Annotated in this window: 23 protein-coding genes; 14 read left to right on the forward strand and 9 right to left on the reverse strand. The window is 40.4% G+C overall.

The window, feature by feature from the left end:
• Positions 1–94: 94 nt before the first annotated feature.
• From SNE25_RS26770 to SNE25_RS26790, 5 genes are all read right to left on the reverse strand, one after another.
• Complete coding sequence (locus SNE25_RS26770; RefSeq protein WP_321562089.1) at positions 95–595, reverse strand: DUF5000 domain-containing lipoprotein; 501 nt, start codon at positions 593–595, stop codon at positions 95–97.
• Positions 596–1243: 648 nt separating this feature from the next.
• Positions 1244–2299 (reverse strand): aldose epimerase family protein, encoded by a 1056-nt coding sequence (locus tag SNE25_RS26775; protein WP_321562090.1) that lies wholly within the window; start codon positions 2297–2299, stop codon positions 1244–1246.
• Between the two features lie 219 nt (positions 2300–2518).
• Positions 2519–5863 (reverse strand): tetratricopeptide repeat protein, encoded by a 3345-nt coding sequence (locus SNE25_RS26780; protein WP_321562091.1) that lies wholly within the window; start codon positions 5861–5863, stop codon positions 2519–2521.
• A gap of 25 nt (positions 5864–5888) precedes the next feature.
• Positions 5889–7235 carry a sugar porter family MFS transporter gene (locus SNE25_RS26785; protein ID WP_321562092.1) on the reverse strand — a complete coding sequence of 449 codons (1347 nt, stop codon included), beginning with the start codon at positions 7233–7235 and terminating at the stop codon, positions 5889–5891.
• Between the two features lie 52 nt (positions 7236–7287).
• Positions 7288–9537, reverse strand: a complete 2250-nt coding sequence (locus SNE25_RS26790) for an alpha-amylase family protein (protein ID WP_321562093.1) — start codon at positions 9535–9537, stop codon at positions 7288–7290.
• Positions 9538–9913: 376 nt separating this feature from the next.
• On the opposite strand from SNE25_RS26790, the gene SNE25_RS26795 reads away from it, so the two are divergent.
• Entirely contained in the window at positions 9914–10825 is a 912-nt protein-coding gene (locus SNE25_RS26795) for an AraC family transcriptional regulator (RefSeq protein ID WP_321562094.1), read from the forward strand.
• Between the two features lie 32 nt (positions 10826–10857).
• On the opposite strand, the gene SNE25_RS26800 is transcribed toward SNE25_RS26795, so the two are convergent.
• Positions 10858–11175, reverse strand: a complete 318-nt coding sequence (locus SNE25_RS26800; RefSeq protein WP_321562095.1) for a hypothetical protein — start codon at positions 11173–11175, stop codon at positions 10858–10860.
• A 239-nt stretch (positions 11176–11414) separates the two neighbouring features.
• Here SNE25_RS26800 and SNE25_RS26805 point away from each other — a divergent pair, with 239 nt between their 5' ends.
• The 5 genes from SNE25_RS26805 (at position 11415) to SNE25_RS26825 (ending at position 14874) form a co-directional block, all read left to right on the forward strand.
• Positions 11415–12353, forward strand: coding sequence for a helix-turn-helix domain-containing protein (locus SNE25_RS26805; RefSeq protein ID WP_321562096.1), 939 nt, complete (start codon positions 11415–11417; stop codon positions 12351–12353).
• 91 nt (positions 12354–12444) lie between these two features.
• Complete coding sequence (locus tag SNE25_RS26810) at positions 12445–13185, forward strand: SDR family oxidoreductase (RefSeq protein ID WP_321562097.1); 741 nt, start codon at positions 12445–12447, stop codon at positions 13183–13185.
• A gap of 82 nt (positions 13186–13267) precedes the next feature.
• On the forward strand, positions 13268–14020 hold the full coding sequence (locus SNE25_RS26815; protein WP_321562098.1) for an SDR family oxidoreductase: 753 nt from the start codon (positions 13268–13270) through the stop codon (positions 14018–14020).
• Between the two features lie 72 nt (positions 14021–14092).
• Complete coding sequence (locus SNE25_RS26820; RefSeq protein ID WP_321562099.1) at positions 14093–14449, forward strand: hypothetical protein; 357 nt, start codon at positions 14093–14095, stop codon at positions 14447–14449.
• Positions 14446–14874: a hypothetical protein gene (locus tag SNE25_RS26825; RefSeq protein WP_321562100.1), complete on the forward strand. Its 429-nt coding sequence runs from the start codon at positions 14446–14448 to the stop codon at positions 14872–14874. Before SNE25_RS26820 ends, SNE25_RS26825 begins: the two co-directional genes overlap by 4 nt.
• Before the next feature lie 68 nt (positions 14875–14942).
• Here SNE25_RS26825 and SNE25_RS26830 read toward each other — a convergent pair whose 3' ends face one another.
• Complete coding sequence (locus SNE25_RS26830) at positions 14943–15284, reverse strand: YciI family protein (protein WP_321562101.1); 342 nt, start codon at positions 15282–15284, stop codon at positions 14943–14945.
• Positions 15285–15422: 138 nt separating this feature from the next.
• On the opposite strand from SNE25_RS26830, the gene SNE25_RS26835 reads away from it, so the two are divergent.
• The gene (locus SNE25_RS26835) at positions 15423–15902 is read left to right on the forward strand and encodes a GNAT family N-acetyltransferase (RefSeq protein ID WP_321562102.1); all 480 of its coding nucleotides are present in this window, start codon (positions 15423–15425) and stop codon (positions 15900–15902) included.
• A gap of 3 nt (positions 15903–15905) precedes the next feature.
• Here SNE25_RS26835 and SNE25_RS26840 read toward each other — a convergent pair whose 3' ends face one another.
• Positions 15906–16310, reverse strand: a complete 405-nt coding sequence (locus SNE25_RS26840) for a winged helix-turn-helix transcriptional regulator (protein ID WP_321562103.1) — start codon at positions 16308–16310, stop codon at positions 15906–15908.
• A gap of 86 nt (positions 16311–16396) precedes the next feature.
• On the opposite strand from SNE25_RS26840, the gene SNE25_RS26845 reads away from it, so the two are divergent.
• From SNE25_RS26845 to SNE25_RS26870, 6 genes are all read left to right on the forward strand, one after another.
• The gene (locus tag SNE25_RS26845; protein WP_321562104.1) at positions 16397–17140 is read left to right on the forward strand and encodes an SDR family oxidoreductase; all 744 of its coding nucleotides are present in this window, start codon (positions 16397–16399) and stop codon (positions 17138–17140) included.
• A gap of 161 nt (positions 17141–17301) precedes the next feature.
• On the forward strand, positions 17302–17808 hold the full coding sequence (locus SNE25_RS26850) for an RNA polymerase sigma factor (protein ID WP_321562105.1): 507 nt from the start codon (positions 17302–17304) through the stop codon (positions 17806–17808).
• The gene (locus SNE25_RS26855) at positions 17798–18430 is read left to right on the forward strand and encodes a hypothetical protein (protein ID WP_321562106.1); all 633 of its coding nucleotides are present in this window, start codon (positions 17798–17800) and stop codon (positions 18428–18430) included. The genes SNE25_RS26850 and SNE25_RS26855 overlap by 11 nt, the downstream gene beginning before the upstream one ends.
• A gap of 51 nt (positions 18431–18481) precedes the next feature.
• Positions 18482–18904, forward strand: coding sequence for a secondary thiamine-phosphate synthase enzyme YjbQ (locus tag SNE25_RS26860; RefSeq protein WP_321562107.1), 423 nt, complete (start codon positions 18482–18484; stop codon positions 18902–18904).
• Positions 18905–19047: 143 nt separating this feature from the next.
• Entirely contained in the window at positions 19048–20916 is a 1869-nt protein-coding gene (locus tag SNE25_RS26865) for a tetratricopeptide repeat-containing sensor histidine kinase (protein WP_321562108.1), read from the forward strand.
• 120 nt (positions 20917–21036) lie between these two features.
• The gene (locus SNE25_RS26870; protein WP_321562109.1) at positions 21037–21906 is read left to right on the forward strand and encodes a creatininase family protein; all 870 of its coding nucleotides are present in this window, start codon (positions 21037–21039) and stop codon (positions 21904–21906) included.
• 119 nt (positions 21907–22025) lie between these two features.
• Here the strand turns inward: SNE25_RS26870 and SNE25_RS26875 are convergent, their stop codons facing one another.
• A complete protein-coding gene (locus SNE25_RS26875) occupies positions 22026–22973 on the reverse strand; it encodes a Smr/MutS family protein (protein ID WP_321562110.1) in 948 nt (315 codons plus the stop codon).
• A gap of 148 nt (positions 22974–23121) precedes the next feature.
• On the opposite strand from SNE25_RS26875, the gene SNE25_RS26880 reads away from it, so the two are divergent.
• Positions 23122–23625: a DUF892 family protein gene (locus SNE25_RS26880; RefSeq protein ID WP_321562111.1), complete on the forward strand. Its 504-nt coding sequence runs from the start codon at positions 23122–23124 to the stop codon at positions 23623–23625.
• Positions 23626–23861: the final 236 nt, after the last annotated feature.

Here is a 23861-nt window from a genome sequence, read left to right on the forward strand (position 1 = left end):
TAATTATTATCCTGAACAGCTGGACTACTAAAATATTTCAAAAAAACAAAGCCGGGGGTATTACATCCGCCGGCTTTTTTAACTCCCATATATGTTATTTATCCTGCTTAAACATAGTTAGTTCCAAAAGATGGAAATAGTTTGTTTCTCCCCAGGTTTCCAGTACCTTAAACCTGATGTAGCGTACTTTAGGCACATCTGCCGGGAAGGTGAAAGGTTCACCAGCGGCAGCAAAGTCTGCATCCTCCTGACTGTTTTGCCCTACCGGCAGGCCAGAGGGTTTAACCGAAGTAAAACTGGCCAGTTTTACCCAGTTACTATAATCGCCGTTTGGATTGGGGTTATTACTGCCCCATATTTCAAATCTTTTAGGATTGCCATAATTATACAGGCCCGAGGTACGTTGCCATATCTGCATTTTACTCAAAAACGCCTCCTGTCCCATATCAAATGTAAACCAGATTGGGAAATCCTGCCCCGGTGTATGAAAGCCCGGTTCGTTAGTGCTCTTATCCCACAAATAATAGGTTTGCCAGTCGTAGGCTGATGGAACGTCAGTAGGAAGGTTAAACGCTTTAAACAACGACTTATCCATTTCTATGACATTGTATATAGTAGGAAAATCGGCATAACTACTTACATTAAAAATATCAGCGGCATTTTTAACCGGGATTAGTTGTAACTTATCGTGTTATTAGGAGACGGCCCATATTATCGGGATATGCTTTTATGATAATATGCCGCTTTTAGTTATAAATTCAGATGCTATACGCCCATTGCTGGCTTAATTCTAAATTGAACAAGCAATAAAATCCCCCTTAAAGTCTTTTTTATTTTTTTCGACTTTTGACAATAACAGCCTATTGCATAAGCATATAGGAATAATAAATCACAGCATCAAGGATAAAATTGATATATTTTATCCCTCAGGTTAGTAGTCAAGTTTTTTACATACGTGCTTGGTTTGGTTAATAATTGGTTATATAAATGTAAGTGACCGAAGCTTATTTAAAAATGGATAAACTTTCAAAAAAGATGGACAATTTTATGAATTCACAACCAGCGAGCAGTTTTATCCATCAAGTGAGCTGTTAGCTGATAAGTCATGGTAAAAAATTGCGAATTAACCAGTTAACTTCGCTTAAACCCGATTAATAACTTTAGCAAATGCTGAAACGAGTTGGCATAACAATGCCAATAGATGAACATTTAACCGGATACGAGAAATACAAAATCAAGCTGATTAGTATGCCTGACCAGGCTCTGTGCTGAATTTATAGATGATGGTTTCCTGATAAGTATCTCCCGGCTCCAATACTGTTGTAGGAAAGTTAGCATGATTAGGACTATCCGGGTAATACTGGCATTCGAGGCATAGCCCATCAAAAGGGCCATAAGGTATTGAATGATGCCCGGGATGTTCACTTTGAAGATAATCTGCCGTATAAACTATCACAGCCGGGTAAGAGGTAAATACTTCCAGCTTCCGTCCTGATTTTTTTTCATACAATTCGGCTGCAGGCCTACGAAGAGCTCTGTCGCGGGTATTAAGCAGATAACAACTATTTAAACCACTAACACCACCCTCGTTTATAGTCATTCTGTTTCTGATAGCAGTACTGATAAAAGCCATATCATCAACCGGTTTAATAACACCGGTAGGAACATGTTCGGCATCACTTTCCAATATTTCATCCGCATTTACGGTAAGCAAATGATCAAATATCTTATCATCGCCGCCTGACAAATTGAAATAGGAATGATTAGTAAAATTCGCTACCGTTTTTTTATCTGTCGATGCCTGGTAATTAATGATCAGTTCATTCAAGTCTGTCCATTGATAATGCACAGAGAGATCAAGATTGCCAGGGTAACCACCACTACCATCTTTACTATGAATGCTGAAAACCAAGCCATCGGCGTTGATCTGATAATTGAAAACAAGGGAATTAAAGCCATTATTTCCACCATGATTGGCATTTCGGCCCTCATTGTTTTCAAGGTAGTAAGCAATGTTATCGAGCTCGAACTTAGCTTCGCCTATCCTGTTTGCAAAACGGCCAATTGTTGAACCAATATAACAGCTATCATCCACATAAGCCTGTAACGATGAAAAGCCCAGTACCGCATTGCCTAAAGCATTGTGGGCATCCGGAACCATAACAGAAACAAGTGTTGCCCCATAATTACTTAATTCTACATAAGCCCCATCAGCATTTTCAATTTTAAAAAGATACACGGGTTCGCCGGCATGTTCGCCCCAGAGATACTGCGTTATTTTGATGGCACGTTGGCTCATGTTTATAATAAAATAGTTTTTAATTAATCGATTGCTATTTCACAATCGGATTATTGTAAGGGTTCAATTGTTAAATCAGGAATATCATTAACAATACTTATTCCTGGATCTAATATTCATTGAATATGCAAGACAGACGACTGTCCGGAGATGCAGGATATTTCAAACCCGTCTGCTGATCAAATCAGCAGACCGGGTTGTACTAACAGATTAAACCAATTAATAATCAGTTACGTTTAAAGCTTGCTTTGCCATACTAAGGTGTATTATAGCGCCGACATGTGTTGTATCAAGTGATAATACTTTATTAAACATCTTTTGCGCTTCATCAAACTCATGCAGGCCCAATAAACCTAAACCTTGCAAAAAGCTGGTGTGGATATTGTTTCTTAGGTTCAGATCGTCGTCAAAAATGAGCAGGTTGGGCAGTGATACCGCGAAGTAATCGATTTTCACCTCATCGTTTTCATGCTGTACGCCGTAGTCAATCAATTTGCGGAATATCTTTTCGGCATGTTGCGTATCACCCAGTTTTTTCCAGGCGAGTCCCTGGTAAAAGATCTTATCAGGCTGTTGATCATTATAAAACACTGCCGCCGAAGGTTCATCCAATCCAACAGTTGCCTGTTCAAAATATTTTTTGGCTAATTCCCGTTGACTGGATAATTCATAGGCGCGCGCCAGCCAGTAATCAATATCATTTTCCTGTGTTCCGTACAATTTACCTTCGCCTAAATTATGCGGATAGGTTTTAGCGGCATTTAAATTATCAATAGCATTTTCATACAAACCGTCTTTAATATGTTTTTTGGCCAGCTGCACAAGGCTCAATATATATTGTCCGGAAGCTTTGCCCTCGCCCCCTTCCCACGGATGGAATTGGCGATTGGTGAGCAAATTCAAGGCTTTTTCATAATCGCCTAAAAGGTTGTAAAGCGTTACCCTTTCCAAGTAAACATCGTCACGCTGATTGGCGGTTTCGAGGTTATCTTCAATAAATTTCAAACGTTGCTCCGGAGCTTTATTCAGTCTTTTATAAAGCTGATCAAGCTCCATTAAAACACGGGCATCGGTTTTATCAAGTTCAAAGGCTTTTTCAAAATATTCCAGTGCTTTCTGCTCGTTGTTTTGCTTGTTGAAGTAAGCAATAGCCAGGTTCCTGAAAACTGTTGGGAAGGTTTTATCAAGCGCCGCAGATTTTTCCCACCAGCTTACTGCATCTTGATATTGGCGTTTATCATAAAACAGGTTACCCAAATAATAAGACGCTTTAGCATCTGTTGGGTTAAGTTCGGCAGCCAGTTGCAATATAACAATCTCGTCTAAACGGTTGGGGAAACACAGATATGGATCGGCAGCAGCGGCGTTTGTAAACCATTCGGCAGCCTCGGCCTTTCTTCCGCTGCGGTGACTTAGCCATCCAAGCGTGTAATATACAATTGGATTTGAATCTGCAGGCTTTACTACCAATTGCAACAATTGCGAAGCTTCATCATTTAAACCAGCAGCTGCATAATCTAAAGCATATTCAATAAAGTTCTGGTCATCATTTCTTGAAAGCGTTAAAAGCCTGTTTAAACTTTCCTCAACTTTTTCAGGGTCATTAACTATCCGGTAGGCCAGTACTTTTTCAAACATAGCTCCAAGGTTAAAACCATCTCTTTCCAGCGCAACATTAATTACATGTAATGCTTTATCCATTTGATTAAGCTTTCGGTAAGCGGCTGCTTTAATTACATAAGCCTTACTGTTATTGGCATTCCTGTCAATGGACTGGGTGATATGATCAAGTACCAACATATAGTGACCGCGTGCCATATCAATCTGCGCTACACAGAAAAACCCTGTATCTTTCCAGGCATTGCTCCAAGTTGATTTATAGAAAACCGTATAAGCTTCATCCACGCGAGCAAGATACTTTAGGCATAAGCCCAGGTTATAATAAGGTTCGCTGTCATAAGGGTTGGGGTTACGCTGGATACTGGTTTCTACCGCTTGCCTTAAATAAGGTTCGGCTTTGGCAAACTGCCCCTTACGGATATACCACTTACCTAAAGCGTTGTTGTTGCGGATATCTGTAGGCTCCCGGCGCAATGCTTCTTCATAATAAGGTATCGGGCTATAAGTAGCATGACGATATTGCTCCAAATGCTGAGCGGTTAAAAACAGTTGCTCCACGCTTTCTACATCGGCAGGCTCAAGAGCCGGTTTTGCCGGCAAAGGCATCTCATTCTTTTTGTTTTTGGCAGGCTCGTAACGTAATACTTCCTGGTTATTATTGTTGGTGATTACCAGTAGCAACTCATTCTCGCTCAGATCGGCATTTACCACCAGCTCTTTTATAAATAGATTTTCAGGGAGTATATCGGCGGTTTCATTAAATAAGATTTGGCCTTTATAACTCAGGCCGATATTCAGTCCGGTTTGTACTGAGGTCACTTGTATTTTCACCGTTACCTTACCGCCATCTTTGCCTAACGCCAGTAAAATATCCTTGGTGGCATTTTTCACCATACCTAACTCGCGGTATGGTAAGAAGTATTGGGTAAAGGTTTTTTCTTCGTACGGCATCAGCCAGCTAAAATCGGGCTGGTTATCGGTAAATACGCCGGTCATCAGCTCTATATAAGGGCCGTCCTCATCGGTAAGGTTCCTGTCCCAGGCTTGTCCAAAATCGCTGTGGCCCCAGGTCCACTGTTTTTTGCCGGGCGATACATGATGATTAGCCACATGTAATAAACCGCCCTGGCTATCATGCTCATATCCGCCTACAAAATCATAGTCGGAATTAATGGCCATGTATGATGTAGGTACCGGGATATTTTTATACATGGATATATCGGTACCCGGCGAATAATCAACCTTGTAATAGGTACCTGTAGCAATCGGAAAGTCAGATACATCACGCTTGCCATGATCAAACACTGCATTTACATCAGGCGGAAATACTGACTGGTAATAATCATTAACTTTTACAGCCGGATTTGCCCACCACAAAAAGGTTTGAGGCAGGGCCGAGCGGTTAAACAATTTGGCTTTAATTTCAATATAAGCGGTGTCTGGATGAAGCGTAAAACCGGCCATACCCTTAGTATGGAACATGCGCTCTACCTCGTTAACCCAAACGGTCTTGCTGCCATCGGCATGTTCTTCCAGCGTATAGTCAATAGGATCAAACGTACTTGGGCGATGGTGCTGCGGCCAGTTAAACTCAATACCGCCGGAAATCCACGGACCGGTTAAGCCTACCAAAGCGGGTTTGATAACCTGGTTATAATATATAAAGTGCCTTTGTTTGATCTTGTCGTACGCCATCTGGATACGGCCGCCAAGCTCAGGCAGTATCATCACTTTCAGGTATTTATTCTCCAGGAACAAGCCCGTGTATTCTTTGTCTTCTTTTTCGTCGGCAATTTTTTCAATCACCGGATTTGGATAAACCACACCGCTGCTCCCCTGGTAAACACGCTTTTCAAAAAACATGGGGTTTTTATCGGGTTTACCAACACTGTATGTAGGGATAACTACTTTTTCTTCCCAAACGGATACATTAGATTGATTCATAATATATGAGTTCTTATTCTTATGATTAATGTCTGATTAAATTTTCTTCGAGTTCTTCAAGGGTTTTTCCTTTAGTTTCTTTAACGCGGGCTTTTACAAACAGGAAACCCAGGAAACAAATGCCCGCATACAGATAAAAAGGGCCATAAGTACCTAAACTTTTTGCCAGTATAGGAAAGGTAAAAACCAGTATAAAATAAGCGCCCCAAAGCGACACAATAGCCACTGATGACGCTACACCCCTGATCTTATTAGGAAATATCTCCGAAATAAGCACCCAGGTAACCGGGGCCAGCGAAATGGCATATGTACTAATGGCCAGCAACACAAATATGGATACCAGCCCGGCAGGGAAATGGTTTTGCAAAGCCACCGCCAGTACAATATATAATACCGATAAACCCAGCGAGCCAACCAGCATCAGCGGGCGGCGGCCCAATTTATCAACCTGCCACATGGCCAGCAGGGTAAACACAAGGTTCACCACGCCAATAGAAACGGTTTCGAACAACTGGCGGTCAAGGTTAGCTCCTACCGACTCAAATATGGTAGATGTGTAGTTGAACACTACGTTGATACCGCAAAACTGCTGGAATACCGCCAATGTTATACCGACGATTACCGCCGGGCGAACCGACTTTTCGAACACCATTTTGTATGATTGTTTCGCGGTATTACCTGCAAGTGATTTTTCAATAGCTTTCATGGTGGTATCCACAAACTCTAATGACCCAATTTTATTGAGCACCTGTTGGGCTCTTTCCTCCTGTCCTGATTTCATAAGCCACCTCGGGCTTTCGGGCAGCCAAATCACACCTATCAGGAACACTGCCGATGGTACCGCGCCCAAACCAAACATCCAGCGCCAGGCATCGCTGCCGGCATCTGCCAAAAAATAGTTAACCAGGTTAGTTATCAATATACCTATAACTACGGTAAGCTGGTTAATGGCCACATTACGCCCCCTTACTTCGGCGGGCGATACTTCCGCAATGTACATAGGGCAAAGCATAGAGGCCATCCCCACACCAATACCCGCCGCAAAGCGCAGTACTATAAAGTAGGTTAACGTTTGTGAGAAAGCTATGCCGATGGACGACACTGCGAAGATAAGGGCGGCTACCATAAGTCCAGGCTTGCGACCATACCTATCGGCCAGATTACCTGCTATAAGGCAACCCACAATGCAGCCAAGTGCCAGCGAGCCGGTTAAAAACCCTTCCCAAACAGGATCAAGCGCAAATTGCGTACGTAAAAAGGGTAATGCCCCCGATATTACGGCAAAATCGAACCCGAAGAGATACCCTCCAAGTGCCGAAATAAAAGAGATACCGATGATATACCGGCTGTTAAAGGCTTTTGAACTACTCATTTTTCAGGATATGTTTTATTGGTTTAAGCATAATATCGTTATTTAATCAGGATTATTCATTTACAGGTACCAATTTTATCATTAACGCGTCGACCGGGTTTGCATTTAGTTTAAAGTCGGGCTCATCTTTAGTAAGTTCACCAACAACGGCATCGGTGAGCATATCTTTAAACTGGTATTTTTTATGCAAATCCAGGTGCAGCGTAGCACGGGTAAACTGTTGTTCAAAATGGTGCTGTTTATCAAAGTTAAATAGCGCCAGCAGTGCATTGTTGCCGGTTGCGGTATTGTTACCCGGCAGGTAAAATGACATTTGTTGATCAAATGTTTCTCCATCGGCGGCCTTCAGTGGTATAAACGCTTTGGGGTTACTGAAAAACGCAGCCACTTGTTTGTTATTTAAAAACTCCTGTGCACGGGTTGCCGCTATCGGGTGCCTGAAATCTGAGCCATCGCCCAGTATACTGCCCATCACCATCATGGCGTAAATTCGCACCTTTATCTCCTGCTCATTCAGGTCGGGGTTTTTCTGAAAGCTTTTCATAATACTTACATCCAGGTTAGTGTACGGGAACAGCGTACCCTGAACCCAGCCCATGTGTGATCCGGTTGCCAGTGAAGCCTCTGTACTGCCCCAATGCGGAAAGCCCTGTTGGTCATCGCGCAGGTGAGAATACACATCAGTTGATATAAAACGGGTATGCGCGTATTGATGCGGGAACATGGGCGATATGGCCTGTGTGATAAAAATATCCTTTCCCATAATAGAATCAACCAAGTGACGAAGTGTTTTCATGCCATAATCGTAAGCCTGCATACCCGTACGAATGTTTTTATTATAACGGGTTGTACTTTCCAATGCGCCCCCGGTAAGAAAATCAATCTTCAGAAATTTGGCATTAATGGCCTTTGCCTTTTTCAATTGCTGGATAATATACAAACGGATAGCCGGGTGCGTAGCATCCATAGCATAAGCGCCCCATTTACCATCTTTATACATGATGGGTTTGCCGTCATTATCGTGCAGCAATACATCTTTTAAAGGATAATTTGAGCCGGGTATTTTTTTATTATTGATATCGTCCTTCCAGCTCCACATGGCAAATGGGATAAAGTAAAAGCCCATTTGCTGATTATTTTTAGCAAAGTATTTACCCAGATTGGCCAATACCTCGGTAGAGTAAATACCCTGATCATAAGAGTCGATACTCATTACCGGTTTGGAGTAGCCGCTGAAGTTATTAAGTGTATGCAAAAAGTCGGATGTTTTTTCAACTGCAGGCGGCATCATTACACCCTCGTAACCCAATACGCCCTCTACGCCGAAGCTGTTCCAATAAACCGGGGCGTAACCATTCCATGTTTGTTTACCGTTAATGGCCGAATTAGCATTTCCATACTGAACAAATGCTTCATGCAAATCAGCCATCGCACATAAAAATATGGTTGGTGAACTTACCGACTGCCCAATCATAGTTCCATGAGCCACCAGGTCGTGCGTGCCATCGTTACCGCCATAGGCCGGTTTTAGCTTAGGATCATCGGGTGTGGAGGCGCCGCCAAATACTTTCAGTGAATCTACATAACCTAACTCGGTACCTGTTTGATAGGCCAGCCCTGTTTTCCAGAAATCGTGTTTAACGCTGCCGATCACCAGGCCCGAGTTTTTAAGCATATCGTACACCGCGGTAAATTCATATGTTATACCTGTGCTTTTTGCATCTCCGGTTTTTGGCCAGCTTCTTTCTACCGTAGGCGTCCAGTCGTCGTTATCAAAAGGCACATCCAGTATACGTGGCTCTGTACCGGGAATAAACAACCGACTTTTATACTTTGGCAAAACAGCTATGGGGCTTATATCGCGGGTTTCCAAAGCTGCACTTTGCCCATCTTTATTTTTCGCCGTTAAACTAATAAGCGTATAAGGCAGGCTTTCATAATTGGTAAAACGCTGCTCCAGCACAAACGGATGCTTATTGTCGTTATGAGTGATGATAAACGTTCGGCCTTTGCCTATGTTATCCTGAACTTCCTTGGTAGTATACTTATGTTCTGTAAAATCAGCGGTTGAAACTATGCCCAATTTTACATCATTAATATAGCCTACCGTGTTAGTGATCAGGATGCCGTTGGGGAAGGTATAATTAACCATACCTGTATGCACATTAAGGGATATGGTAACATGCGAAGTAGTTATCTCAGCCTTACTAACTGTTGTGAATATTTTTTGAGCAAAGGCGTATTGGCCAAGCAATACTAAAGCGATAACCGCAAACGGGCGAATTAATATTTTCATCATCATAGTTTATACCGGGATACCCTTATCGGTAAAAAGCTGGCAAACCTGCAGGACCAGGATATATGTGCCTAAATACTGATAAAATGTACAATTGGTTATGATGTAAATGTCACGGATTAAATGAGATTAAAAAATAGTTAATGTTACGATAATGATGGATTTTATTATGACAATGCAAATTGGTTCCTTGCAAGCGATATTTGATATACCTTAATGAATTTATTACTCTCCGGGGCAGATAAACAGATATATACCATATCTATAAAATCTCGAACCAGATTATTAAAATGAAATATTTTATGATGATTTCTGCACTTTTTTATTAATGTTTGTAAATAGCGATAGTTCATTCCCACTATCCATTATATCCCTGCAAAAAATGGCAAAAAATACAACTTTAAGGCGGAGAGAAGGTTTTGACGGGCAGAAACTTATTGTATTGCCAAAAAAGATCATCACCAACTTTCTAAGTAAGGACCCGGTTACCAAACAGATATATATAACCGATATTGGTTATTATCCTAAAGCCCAGCATCACTATGCTGAACGACCAAATGGCATAAACCAAAACATCATTATTTATTGTACCGAGGGATATGGTTGGCTGGAGATCAACAAAAAGAAGGTGGAAGTTTCACCATCGCAATTTATAGCAATACCGGCTAATACGCCCCACAAATACGCGGCAAATATGGATAAGCCGTGGACTATTTACTGGATACATTTTAAAGGTGAAACAGCTACATTTATTATTGACCTGATCCTGAAAAACTCTGAAAATTATAAACCTTATCTATCTTATAATGAAGACCGGATAAAGCTTTTTGAAGATATATGTTATAATCTGGAAAAAGGGTACAGCGGAGATACGCTGCGTTATGTAAACATGATCTTCTCTCATTTTTTATCATCATTGATATATGAGGATAAATTCAATCATCTGGAGGATAATATTGAGAATGACGTTGTTGAAAAAACAATCAATTTTATGCAGGATAACATTAATAAAGTGCTCCGGCTTGATGACCTGTCGGGTTTCGCGAAGCTATCAACCTCACATTTCTCCGCTATTTTCAGAACAAAAACAGGTTACGCTCCTATAGAATATTTTAATCAGCTTAAAGTTCAAAAAGCTTGTCAGTATATTTCGTTTACAACCATGTCTATCAAAAATATAGCTATTAGTTTGGGCATTGAAGACCAATATTATTTTTCGAGGATGTTTACCAAGCTAATGGGGAGTTCGCCTAATGAATACAGGAAAAAGATAAGGGCCGATGGTAAAGGATAAAATACGTTTGGATTTTTACAACAGATTTTAGCTTAAAAAGCGGGCTTAAATTTATTATCCATTGCCATGTTGAATAACCTGCCTATAAACGACCTGATTTTGTTCAACAAACTTTGTGATTTTGCAGGCTGATCCTGGAGTATATCATCAACTTCTGGGTTATCCGGAGGCTCATCTATAGATTGCATTTCTTCCAAAATACTCTCACGTATATCGGGGTCACGGTTCACAATCTCATCAAGCTCGGTAAGTTCATTAAACGTAGCCTTCCCACTTTTCTGACGCTTTATTAATATATCAAACCTGTCCTGGTTAAATGTGCGCCGTTCCAGCTGTTTATGATATTTCATGATAACCTCCTGCTTGTTAGCTATGCAACAAAGCAAATGCCATCATTTTATTTAATTGGTTATCAATAAATTACAAAAGATAAAATACCATATCTGTTCAGTTTCGATACATACAAATGTTCGTTTTCGGCCGGTGTTTCAGGAAAACAAACATGTGCATATATAGCTATGTAGTAAGTATGCAAATTTGTTATTAATTTTAAACCGCGGGTTTGTTCCCCACTACACACCCCTGCCAAATGAAAGAAACAGAAAAAAAACTGGTCTTTGATACTTTATTGAAACAATACCTCCATTTTGGGCTGCCAACAGATGAGATTGATGAAAAAACTGATTTCACCATCCATAACTTAAAGGATATCCATCTTGAACTCCCTTTCAAATCGCCGGTATTCAGGCCCAATTTCTTCTCCTTTGTTTTTGTGAAAGACGGCCGCGGCAGATATACTACAGACGACCTGAATTTTGATACCGTACCGGGCACTATCTACTTTACCAATCCGGGCCATTATAAATCGCATGAGTGGTTTGATGTACAGGAAGTGTATCTGATTACGCTAAGCGAATCCTTTTTGAAAGAAAATGTACATCCGAATATTTTTGACGAATTCCCCTTTCTGCTCGCCGAAACGGTGCACCCGCGGGTTTTAACGCCCGAGGCGTTCGCCGAATTTGAACAACTATACCTGCAAATAAATAAGGAGTATATTTCACGCTCGCCCTACCGTAACCGTTTAATAGGTAATTTATTTGTAGTGCTTTTATTAAAAATAAAGGAGTATTTCTGGAAAGACTATAACCCCATATATGAAGGTAACCGGAGCTCACAAATTGTTAAAATATTTAAGAGAACGCTGGAGCAGCATTACCGAGATCTGAGGGCCGGCAAAGTACACCAGGTTTTTAGGTTGCAGGACTATGCCGATGGCCAAAACCTGCACCCTAACTATTTAAGCAATGTAATTAAAACTAAAACAGGCAAATCTATCAGCACCTGGATAGCTGAAAAAACCATTGCCGAAGCCAAGTCAATGCTGCAAAACTCTTCTGTCTCTATTAAAGAAATAGCCTTTCTGCTGGGTTTTTCAGAAGCCAATCACTTCAGCAATTACTTTAAAAAATACACCGATACCTCCCCTGTTTTATACCGGAAGCAGCATGGTACCATCACATCTTAGATATTTGTATGTAATGCTTTAATATCTGTACTTTTTGGGTTGCGTTAAACCTGACCTTTGTTATATCAAAACAAACAAAGAAAAAAAGATCATGAAAACGCTATCAGAAAAAGTAATCTTAGTAACCGGCGCCTCAAAAGGTATAGGTGCAGCAGTAGCTCATAAATTAGCCAGCGAAGGCGCTAAAGTAATTGTGAACTATGCAGGTGGTACAGACGCCGCAGAACAAACAGTAAACGATATTAAACAAAATGGTGGTGATGCCATTGCCATACAAGCCGATGTAAGTAAATCAGACGAAGTAAAAGCCATGTTTGACGCGGCTATTGCCCACTATGGCCGAATTGATGTACTGGTAAATAATGCCGGTATCATGATCACCAAATTATTAAAGGATACTACCGACGAGGATTTTACCCGCCAGTTTGACATCAACGTTCGCGGCACTTTCAATACATTACGTGAGGCCGCTACCAAACTGGCCTATAATGGCTCGGTTATTAACTTCTCTACCTCTAACAACCGCATCATGCTGCCTACTTATTCTACTTATGCGGCAACAAAATCAGCAGTTGAGCAATTAACCCGTGTATTTGCCAAAGAAGTTGGTGCGAGGGGTATCAATGTAAACTCGGTATCTCCCGGCCCTACCAATACCGAATTGTTCACCAAAGGCAAACCTCAGGAAGTGATCGATCGCCTGGCATCATTATCAGCCTTTAACCGCATTGGCGAACCCGGAGATATTGCCAAGGTGGTAGCATTCCTGGCTAGCGACGATGCCAAATGGATCAACGCGCAAAACATAGGTATCAATGGCGCAATGGCTTAATTGCCAGAGCCGGGAAAAAAGATTCAAGAAACAAGAAAAACAATCAATTCATTTTATCACAACATTTTAAATCTTAGAAACCATGAACTCATTAAAAAATAAAGTAGCCTTAATTACAGGATCAGCAAGAGGCTTAGGCAAAGCAATAGCAGAACGTTATGCAGCGCTTGGTGCCGATATAGTTATCAATTATTCACGCGACAAGGCATCTGCCGATGAAGTAGTGAGCAATATTAAAGCCATGGGTGTACATGTAATTGCCATACAGGCAGATGTAAGCAAGGTAGCCGATATTGAAAAGCTGTTTACAGAAGCAAAAAAAGAGTTTGGCAAAATAGATATAGTGGTAGCCAACGCCGGTATTGAAATGGTAGAAACACCTGTTGTTGACTTTACCGAAGAACAGTTTGACCGCTTGTTCTCCATCAACACCAAAGGCACCTATTTCACTATGCAGCAAGCGGCCAAGCAGATAGAAGACAATGGCCGTATCATTTACATCGCTTCTTCAACAACCTCATTCCCTGTAACTGGAATGGCTGTTTACGGCGGTAGCAAAACCACGCCACGTTATCTGGTTGATATTCTTTCTAAAGAGATCGGATATCGCGGTGTAACCGTAAACTCTATCATACCTTTTGCTGTTGATCACTCAGGTATTTTTGCCGAAGAGGGCTCATACCCACGTTTAAGAAAACAATTATTAGACAGCTGTCCGATGGGCAGGCTGGCCGAGGTGGAGGATGTAGCCAATGTGGCCGAGTTTTTCGCCAGCGACCTTTCATCATTTGTAAACGGGCAACACCTGCTGGTAAATGGCGGTGCAACAAATTAATAAACAACTTTAATTAAACTGCTACCAGGCTAATGCTCATTAGCCTGGTAGCAGTTTGTAATATCGAAAGCCATGTTAGTTAAAATCATCAATTCCCTGCTCATTTTGTATGTAGTATTTATGGGCTTTAAACAAGGCTGGGCTATGGTTACCAGTGCTCCTCAAATGCTTGATATGTTTGGGAAATGGCACTTCAGCAATAAGGGTTTATTTTTATTTGCAGCTATTACCATGCTTAGCGCATTGCTTATTTTGTTTCCTCAAACCTTTGTTATTGGTAATATACTTATGGCCGCAACCATTTTAATTATCATTTGCCTTCAGCTATCAGAAAAAAATTTAAAAGGCGCGGCTATTGAAGTCCCATTTCTTTTAATGAACCTGTTAATTATATACCTGGGTTATTCCCTGCAAAACCCAACAAAATGAAAACATTAAATCATTACCTTGTTTATGCCTCACTTATAACATTGGCAACGCACAGCCAGGCGGTGAGCGCCCCTATACAAATCACAAAAACTACAAACATCATGAATACCGAAACATTGACAAACCCGGTGGTAAAAAAAGCCATTGATGCTTTACAGGCCGGTGATAAGAAAGCATGGTTTGCTTTATTTACCGAAAATGCTGAGCTTTTTGACGATGACCATAAAATGGAATTTAAAAGCTTTTTTGAAAAAGCGCTGGGACACGAACGGTTTACCGGCATTGATAAAGTAGAGAACAATGGTTTATCGGTTTATGGTAGATTTCACAGCGATCAATGGGGAAATTTTAAAACCTATTTTAAATTTCAGCTTAATGCCGAAGGTAAAATCACTCGCCTGGATATTGGGCAAGCCAGTTATTGATATGGTAAAAACCAAAAAGCCTTGTATAGTGTACAAGGGCTTTTTTGGTTTTTACGTTGCCCGGTTGTTTATAATGGATTAATCTCCCTTACTTCAACATTACCGCCAAATGCTAAAATAGGGCATCCCTTTGCCAGCTCAGTAGCTTCCTCTAATGAGTTGGCTTTAACAAGGGTATATCCACCTATCAATTCTTTAATTTCGGAGTATGGTCCATCGGTAATCACATCGTTGGGCCTCACAACCTTACCCTCCGCTTTCAGACGGTTTCCCCGATCTCCCAGTTTGTTTTGAGCAGCTATGCTACCTACCCAATCCATCCATTTTTGAGTAGCGGCCTGTAACTCCTCAGGTGTAGGTACTGGCAATGCGGAATAATCGTTTCTGAATACAAATAAGAAGTCTTTCATTTTCTGTTAATTTAAGTGTTTAAAACCAAATGACGATCATTAAACATTAAACTGGACAATTGGCTTGAAATATTTTTACAGACGGTTAAAACCCTGTATTAAACCCATAATTTTACCAATATATCATCAACCAAAAATATGAATCAAATAATTATTAGAGAAGCAGAATTACGTGATTTAGACACTCTGCACCAGTTTAAACAAGCTTTAGTTGATGCCGAGCGCCCGTTTGACGGTACTTTAAAAGCCGGGCCGCTTTACTATTATGATATAGCCGAATTAATTAAGGTAGATAATGTTGGGATATTTGTTGCGGAAACCGGTGCCGAAATAATAGGCTGTGGTTATGCCCGCATTGATGACTCGAAACATTACTTAAAGCATAAACAGCATGTACATCTTGGTTTTATGTATGTGGTGCCACATCACCGGGGTAAAGGCATAAATAAATTGATTATTGAAAAACTCAAACAATGGGCTCACCAGCATGATATTGCTGAGATAAGGCTGGAAGTTTATGCTGCCAATACTGCGGCGCTTAAAGCTTATGAGAAGGTAGGCTTCGCAGGGCACATGCTCACCATGCGCATGAGCCTTAATGATGAGGGTAAGGATTAACCGTTATCCTTCCTTAATTTTCTCACGATGTTCTATTCCCCATTTTATCATGGCCATAATCATTGGGCCAAAGGTTTTGCAATAGTCGGTTGATTCATACTCTACCAAAACCGGCGGCCCCGGAGATACCGTACGGGTGATGAGCTTATTCATTTCCATTTCCTTTAGTTCTCTTGATAGCATACGGGTAGTTATCCCGGGTATGCTGCGTTCAATTTCCCTGAAACGTTTATTGCCATTGCATATAGCGTTAATGATAGGTAGCTTCCACTTACCGCCAATTACATAAATAGTGTCCTGCAAGGCCCGAACTTCGCGGGCCTGGTTCCGTTTGCCATCACTTCCGAAGAGAATGCTCATGTCTTCTGCCGTGGGAAATTCCGCACTTGATGATGTTGTCGCTGCCATATTGTTACTGGTATACTCTGTGATACTGGTTACAAAATTATATCATTCACAGGATATATTTGCATCGACAAATAAAAAATAAGAACATGAATAATTTTAAGAATAAAATAGCAGTAATTACCGGTGGCAATAGTGGCATTGGTTATGCAACCGCCCGGCATTTAAAAGAAAATGGCGCCACCGTAATCATCACCGGTCGCAGAAAAGAAGCCATAGAAAAGGCAGTCGCCGATTTGGGTGTAACCGGCTTTGTCGCCGATCAGTCAGACCTAAAGGCAACAGAAAAACTGGCGGCATGGGTAAAGGAAAATTATGGCGAGGTAGATATCCTTTTTGTAAACGCAGGGATTACTACACAGTCAACCATCGAAACAGCGTCAGAACAGCATTTTGATGATATTATGAATATTAATTTCAAAGGCGCTTATTTTACGCTAAGCAAATTTATCCCAATTTTAAGGGATGCCGCATCGGTTGTTTTTCTTTCATCCATTGTCGCAACCATAAACCATCCTGGTTCTTCGGTATATTCGGCCAGTAAAGCGGCGTTAAATTCGGTTATGAAAACGGCAGCACTTGAGTTGGCACCACGCAAGATAAGGGTAAACGCAATAAGCCCCGGCCCTACCGAAACAGAAATAATGAGCAAGGCCGGTATTGATGAAGCTACCTGGAATACCATAAAAGGAAATCTTATTAATAAAATTCCCCTAAACCGCATGGGCACCCCCGCCGACGTAGCCAGTATGGTAGCTTACCTTAGCGATGATGCGGCACAATTTATTACCGGATCAGAAATTATCATGGATGGTGGTATGGTCATAGTCTAAGTAACATTTTACGATATTAAAAAGCGGGGTGGTCATACGATCGTCCCGCTTTTTATTTACTGGTATATTTCCACGATTTACTTGCTCCCGAAAAATAAGTTTAAATTGTGTGTAACGATTTTCAAAAGCAGATACTTATTGTGTATAAAGAGAAGTAAAAAGTGAATAATAAAGAAACCCGTTTTCTGGAATTAATTGAACAAAACAAAGGTATTCTCTTTAAAATATGCCGCGTTTACCAGGATGACCCTGCCGACCGGGATGACCTGATGCAGGAAATGATACTCCAGTTATGGCGGGTTTTTGATTCGTTCAGGGGCGAAAGTAAGATAACTTCCTGGATGTACAAGGTAGCGCTAAATACGGCCATCACTTTTTTTAAAAAACAAAAACGGCGGCCCGATAATGAGCCGTTACCCGAAAACTTTGAGCAATTACAGGACCACAGCGCTGAAAACAATACAGAGCAGCAATTGGCCCTGTTTTACAAAGCATTAAAACAACTCAATAAAGTTGAAAAGGCGCTTATATTTCTATACATGGAAAATCAATCGTCTGAAGAAATTGCTGCAAGCCTGGGGATAACTGCCATAAATGTACGGGTAAGGTTAAACCGCGTAAAAAATAAATTGAAAGAACTAATTAAAAATACAGATCATGAATATTGATGAATTAAAGGATGCCTGGAATAACGACGATCAGCATAAAAATGATCAGCATCTGCCAGCGACTAATATAACTTCGGGAAAAACATCATCGGCTACCGGAAAGCTCCGCCGAAACATGAGAAATGAGTTTATAGCAACACTAATTTCTTACGCTGTAATATTAGGAGCCTTGTTTGGATGGCATCACCCGGGTTATTTGTTCAACATGACTTATATATTACTCCTGATACTTATCGTGTTAAACGTTTATTATTTTTTCAAATTTTATCTTTTCTATAAGTCTATGAATGGCTATGATCTAAACCTCAAAAACAGCGTTCGTAAAGTAGCCTATGAACTGGAGTTGAATATAGAAATATACAAAGCCTATAACTTTTGTATTGCACCGATAGCCGTACTTGTAGCCATAGGGTTACTGTGCGGCAATCAAACTGCGGCATCTATTCAGCAACATTTGGCCGGCGGTATTATTTCAACAAAGCTATTGCTGATCATGTTTGCCAACATCCTTATTTCATTTATAGTAGTGTATGCTTGTATTAGCTGGCATGTGCGGTCACAATACGGCAAATATTTAGCCGAGCTTAAAATGATCATGAACGATCTGGAGAATGATGACTAAAGCTTTAATTTTATATGATAATAAAGTAATAAACATCTATACTTACACCTTATGCAAATACATCAGCAAACACTTCAACTTAAGGAAAGAAAACGTGGTTTTCATCTCATTACCTCCGAAGTGGTACAGGCTCTGCCCCAGATAGCACATATCAAAACCGGGATAATGCAGGTTTTTATACAGCATACTTCGGCATCGCTAACTATTAATGAAAATGCCGATCCTACCGTTAGACGCGACTTTGAGATGTATTTTAGCAAGGTTGTACCCGAAAACGACCCCGACTATTTGCATGATGATGAAGGGCCCGATGATATGCCTGCCCATTTAAAAGCAGCTATGCTGGGCAGCTCGGTAATGATCCCCATTCGTAGTGGCCGGTTGGCACTTGGTACATGGCAGGGCATTTATTTATGTGAACACCGCAATTACGGCGGTTCCAGAAATTTGATAATCACGGCCTGGGGCGATTGATCTGAACCTGAAATTAATCTGCGCCCCTAACTCGTATTTTTATTTACTATTGCCTCAACTCTGCAGGTTTTATTTCGTATAACGATATAAGATTATACCTCTGATTTTTTCAACAAACAATCAGTTAATATAAATATCGGTTAATGAAAAAACGCTTTGTCTTTTTTATAATATTGCTATTCGCCGCTTCCGTGGGTTACAGTCAGTTAAAGGTTGTCAATAAAATTAAAAAAGATCTTCCCCGTATTACCGATAGCATTAAATATGTTGATGCCCTGAACCGTTTAGGGATGCTAATGTATGAAAACAATATCGACAGTGCTTTTTATTACGCTGTCAGGGCCAGAGCTATTGCCGAAAGATTAAACTACCGCCAAGGCAATGCCGACGCGTTAAATGTGCTTGGAATAGTTTATGACCTGAAGGGCAACCTGCAGCTATCGCTCAGGTATTATAATGACGCTTACAACCATTATCTGCAAATTCATGATTCATCAAATGTGGTTCAGGCGCTTATGAATATAGGGCTTGTTTTTAACGAAAATAAGGAAGACGACAAGGCCATTGAATTTTTAAACAAAGCCGAGCATTTGGGCAGAAAGCTTAAAAGAGATTCGATCCTGTCACTGGTACTCTGTAATTACTTGTTGATGTATCCAGGTGAAATACCAAAAGATTCTGTAAGCATTTACCTTGATGAGGCCAGGCAGATAGCCACAAAGTATAAAGACAAACGGGTTTTATTGGTTACCGAACAGATACAGGGACAGTTTTACCTAAAAAATAATGAGCGCGAAAAAGGCATTGCCCTGTTGCAAAAAACCGCCATGGAAGGTATAGCGATGGACCTTAATTACCTTAGCCTTGATATTATTCAAAGCCTGGGCGATTTGTATATCGGCAATGATACTGCTAAAGCTGTAGGGTATTATAAACAAGGCCTTTATATTGCCGAGTCAAGGGGATATCATATTTATCAAAAAATATTTGGCAAAAAACTGTATGAAATTAATATAAGCCTGAGCAACCTTCCGGAGGTACAACGTTACAGCGAAAAATTATTAAAACTTTATGACGATGAAGAAGTGTTTACCAACACATCGGGGATTGATTATATTGATTACGCTTTAAAAGATCAGCAACTGGAAGCTATTACCATCAGGAGCCAGAACCGGCAAATGCTGGTTATTATATTAGGGGTACTTTTGGTGTTAAGTGCTATTACTGTATTGTTTATTTATCGCTTGTACCGCCTTAAACAAAAACATGCGGTAACACTTGAGGCACTTAACAGATCGGTATTGCTCCGTAATGAAAAGCTGGAAATTGACCATGAATTTAATAACCGCCTGGTATCTATCCTGGCGCACGATTTCAGACAGCCAATAGGTACCTTAAAAACGCTTGCAACTGTTTTAAAAGACGCCGACTCGTTCACCCGCGAAGAACTCATGGAACTGGTTGACACCATGGAACACTCTTCCAATATTTCGTTAGAGATATTTGAAAACATATTACACTGGATAAAACAACAACTCTCAGGTTTTATTTACCAGCCTGCGCCCCTATTACTTAAGGACCTTATAGATGAAGCCCTGCAGCCCTTTAACCTCATGGCCGAAGAATGTAATTTAAAATTCGTCAATAATGTAGATGCCAACGCTATTATTTATGCCGATAAGGAACTGGTGCAGTTTATCCATCGCAACTTTATACATAATGCCATTAAATTTTCGCCTCGGCACTCAAATATCTCTATTTCAGCCATTGTGCATCCTGGCGAAATTATCGTTTGCGTACTGGATGAAGGGCAGGGCATATCACCCGAAAAAATGGGGTCGATATTTAATTTTAAGGCTAAAATGAGTTACAGTAATGAAAAAGAGAAGGGCGCCGGCGTTGCACTGATGATATGTAAAGATTTTATAGAAAAAATGAGTGGCCGTATTTGGGTTGAAAATGCCAGCGAAAGAGGGGCAGCTTTTTGTTACGCGCTACCCGATCTGAAATAAACCGACTGAGTAAAATTTACATTACGTACTGATAAGCACATCTTTACAGCGAATATTTTTTTGTAATTTTCAATCAAATATTTCCTCTCCACATTATTATGTACCAATTATCTAAACAAAATGAAACCTTATTTATTTTTGCTAATTATTTTGCTGTTTGCTGGTTTTACCCATGCACAGCAATTACCCGCCCGCTGGGACGAACTTGTTGCTTCGGATTTTCAGCAGGCACTTGAAAAATCATCAAAAACCTGTATACTGCCTATCGGGATATTAGAGAAACATGGCCCTCATTCACCTCTGGGAACCGATCTTATCCATGTTCGCGAATGGGCTGCACATGCTGTTAAATCCGAATATGCAGTCGTGTTCCCCGATTATTTTTACGGACAAATAAACGAAGCCAGACACCAGCCCGGCACTTTTGCTTTACCAAGCAAGGTTATATGGGAGCTACTGGAAGCCACATGCGATGAAATAGCCCGCAATGGGTTTGATAAAATTGTGATCCTGAACGGACATGGCGGTAATCCCGAATTCATAAGGTTCTTTATGCAATCGTTGCTTAACAAACGGCATAATTATGCGGTATATTTTTATGCTCCCCAAAACGATAAAGCATTTACAGACCAATATCTTAAAATGCATAAATCCGATCCCAAAAACGACCAGCATGCCGGCGAGGGTGAAACTTCAACCCTGATGTATTACAGGCCAGACCTGATGAGAATGGATAGAGCTGCCGATCAGTCTGGCGACAATCAGCACCGTTTAAATTTGCCAAACGTGTATACCCCAATTTGGTGGTATGCCGCTTATCCAAACCATTACGCAGGCGAAGGTGCTAAGGCCACAACCGAATTAGGAAAATTCACCGCCGAACATGAAATTGAAAGTTTTGTAAATGCTTTAAAAGCCATTAAAGCCGATACATCAACCCTTAAGCTCCAAAATGAGTTTTATGACAAGGTTGACAACCTGAATAAATAATGCGAATTAAGAGTTAAGAAGCAAGAATCAAGATAACTAAGAAAATCTATTTCCATATCAGAAACCAATTTGCTTTTCCTTTTTATCCTGGTTCTTGATTCTAAATGTCTTGACTCTTGCTATTTGAATATCACTTTAGTAGCTCCGTAGCCAAATTTTTCTTTACGGGCATCCATAAATGTTTGCACTTTTGGATGCTTACCCAATGCCTTATGCAGCTCATTGCGCAAAGTACCGTTGCCCGCACCATGAATAAATACCATATCGGGCAATTGATGAACTATAGCGGCGTCAAGCATTTTATGAAAGTGGGCCAGCTGTATGTTCAGTATTTCGCTGCTTTGTAAAAACTGATAATCGTCCCGTAACTTTTCAATATGGAGGTCAACCTCTTTGGCAGGCTTATCCAGCACTATTTTCTCTTCAGGCGATTTAAAGAAGCTTTCCTTCAATTTCTGGGCATCAATCACCATTTCGGGTTCATCCAAACGTATCATCCAGCCTGGCTCATTAAGTAATGGCACCGCTTTTTTTGTTGCTGAAAAATCTTTAGCCTTAAATTTCTCGTTTAAAACCAACGGCGCAGGTGGTTCTACATTTTGTTTGGTACTGTAAATAACATTAAAAATAAACTTAGGCCACAATTGCAAATCGGCAAGTTGTGCCGAATATATTTTAACAGCCGATTTTGGAGCTATCATCCCGGCAAACTCGCCTTTAAATACCTGCTGCTGTTCGGTAGTTAACGTAGCCAGCAATTGGAACGATGTATTGTTAACCAAATAAAAATGAACTACTGAATTGGCTTTTGCATCAGCAACCACACCAGTATAAATGCCTTTCCTTTCAAATTCACCTTGTATAGCGGGCTCTTCGGTAGCGTTAGGTGTGCCTTTTGTACCGGCAGGTTCATAACCATGCACAGTGGTTACCTTACTGGCCAGTACTGGTATTTCAAATTCGTCTTCACCGGTAACGCCTATCATCTGGTCGTCAATAATACGGGTTACAAAACCCTCCATTTTTTCGTCAACAAACCGTACAAAGTCGCCTAATTTATATTTCATAGTTGTGTATATCGATGTACAAAGTTAGCTTATATCCTCATATCAGAATATAAATAAAACCTGGGCTTTTTAATATTACATTTGATTAAACATTTCCGCCTCAATAGAGTTCTATCCTCATATTTAACAATATTCTTATCCGTGTATCATGAGCAATACTCCTTCCCAGCCATTGGATCATCAATCACTTAAACAGGTATTCCTACACAACCTAAACCGCGTATATTTTGGTAAATGCTATCTTAATAGCAAGTTGGGCAACTTAATACAGTTTGCATCATTTAAAGCTTTACAATATGCCATACAGGAATTTTGGGACGACATAAAGAAACAGATAACAAGAATGGAAGAAATATATAAGCTTATTCATGAAACCCCATCAGACAAAAACTGCAACCCCATCAAATCAATAGTAAGGGATGAATTTTGCCTGGATGAAGATCAGTTACATGTTTTAAAGGATATGGATCTGATCATGTACCTGCAACTTCTCGAACATATTAACATCACTTCGTGCCGCATGCTCATTATGGTTGCCAGGCAACTCAATTACACCGACGAGCTGCAACTGCTTACCGAATGCTTTGATGAATCAATTGATAATGATGAGCTTTTTATGCTCTTATCTAAAGAATATTTAACTGAAGATTAGCTATTCCCTATAAAAAAAGAAAGCCATCCGCATAGCGCGAATGGCTTAAATATTAGTTATTTAATACCCCTATTAAAATAACTTGAACAAAGTAAAAAAATATATCGCACACAAGCAAAACATTTGAACTTAAATTAGTTATTGTTACAAATTTGTTACGAAATCATAAATATTCACGTCATTTCAAAGAATATGAAGCATATCAGCAGATGTTAAATTAATGATAATCGCTTATT

This window comes from Mucilaginibacter sabulilitoris, assembly GCF_034262375.1.
Classification (GTDB): domain Bacteria; phylum Bacteroidota; class Bacteroidia; order Sphingobacteriales; family Sphingobacteriaceae; genus Mucilaginibacter; species Mucilaginibacter sabulilitoris.

Excerpts from the sequence above, each read along its gene's own strand:
- SNE25_RS26770 (WP_321562089.1), bottom strand. The coding sequence starts at position 595 with ATGGATAAGTCGTTGTTTAAAGCGTTTAACCTTCCTACTGACGTTCCA.
- SNE25_RS26775 (WP_321562090.1), bottom strand. The coding sequence starts at position 2,299 with ATGAGCCAACGTGCCATCAAAATAACGCAGTATCTCTGGGGCGAACAT.
- SNE25_RS26780 (WP_321562091.1), bottom strand. The coding sequence starts at position 5,863 with ATGAATCAATCTAATGTATCCGTTTGGGAAGAAAAAGTAGTTATCCCT.
- SNE25_RS26785 (WP_321562092.1), bottom strand. The coding sequence starts at position 7,235 with ATGAGTAGTTCAAAAGCCTTTAACAGCCGGTATATCATCGGTATCTCT.
- SNE25_RS26790 (WP_321562093.1), bottom strand. The coding sequence starts at position 9,537 with ATGATGATGAAAATATTAATTCGCCCGTTTGCGGTTATCGCTTTAGTA.
- SNE25_RS26795 (WP_321562094.1), top strand. The coding sequence starts at position 9,914 with ATGGCAAAAAATACAACTTTAAGGCGGAGAGAAGGTTTTGACGGGCAG.
- SNE25_RS26800 (WP_321562095.1), bottom strand. The coding sequence starts at position 11,175 with ATGAAATATCATAAACAGCTGGAACGGCGCACATTTAACCAGGACAGG.
- SNE25_RS26805 (WP_321562096.1), top strand. The coding sequence starts at position 11,415 with ATGAAAGAAACAGAAAAAAAACTGGTCTTTGATACTTTATTGAAACAA.
- SNE25_RS26810 (WP_321562097.1), top strand. The coding sequence starts at position 12,445 with ATGAAAACGCTATCAGAAAAAGTAATCTTAGTAACCGGCGCCTCAAAA.
- SNE25_RS26815 (WP_321562098.1), top strand. The coding sequence starts at position 13,268 with ATGAACTCATTAAAAAATAAAGTAGCCTTAATTACAGGATCAGCAAGA.
- SNE25_RS26820 (WP_321562099.1), top strand. The coding sequence starts at position 14,093 with ATGTTAGTTAAAATCATCAATTCCCTGCTCATTTTGTATGTAGTATTT.
- SNE25_RS26825 (WP_321562100.1), top strand. The coding sequence starts at position 14,446 with ATGAAAACATTAAATCATTACCTTGTTTATGCCTCACTTATAACATTG.
- SNE25_RS26830 (WP_321562101.1), bottom strand. The coding sequence starts at position 15,284 with ATGAAAGACTTCTTATTTGTATTCAGAAACGATTATTCCGCATTGCCA.
- SNE25_RS26835 (WP_321562102.1), top strand. The coding sequence starts at position 15,423 with ATGAATCAAATAATTATTAGAGAAGCAGAATTACGTGATTTAGACACT.
- SNE25_RS26840 (WP_321562103.1), bottom strand. The coding sequence starts at position 16,310 with ATGGCAGCGACAACATCATCAAGTGCGGAATTTCCCACGGCAGAAGAC.
- SNE25_RS26845 (WP_321562104.1), top strand. The coding sequence starts at position 16,397 with ATGAATAATTTTAAGAATAAAATAGCAGTAATTACCGGTGGCAATAGT.
- SNE25_RS26855 (WP_321562106.1), top strand. The coding sequence starts at position 17,798 with ATGAATATTGATGAATTAAAGGATGCCTGGAATAACGACGATCAGCAT.
- SNE25_RS26860 (WP_321562107.1), top strand. The coding sequence starts at position 18,482 with ATGCAAATACATCAGCAAACACTTCAACTTAAGGAAAGAAAACGTGGT.
- SNE25_RS26865 (WP_321562108.1), top strand. The coding sequence starts at position 19,048 with ATGAAAAAACGCTTTGTCTTTTTTATAATATTGCTATTCGCCGCTTCC.
- SNE25_RS26870 (WP_321562109.1), top strand. The coding sequence starts at position 21,037 with ATGAAACCTTATTTATTTTTGCTAATTATTTTGCTGTTTGCTGGTTTT.
- SNE25_RS26875 (WP_321562110.1), bottom strand. The coding sequence starts at position 22,973 with ATGAAATATAAATTAGGCGACTTTGTACGGTTTGTTGACGAAAAAATG.
- SNE25_RS26880 (WP_321562111.1), top strand. The coding sequence starts at position 23,122 with ATGAGCAATACTCCTTCCCAGCCATTGGATCATCAATCACTTAAACAG.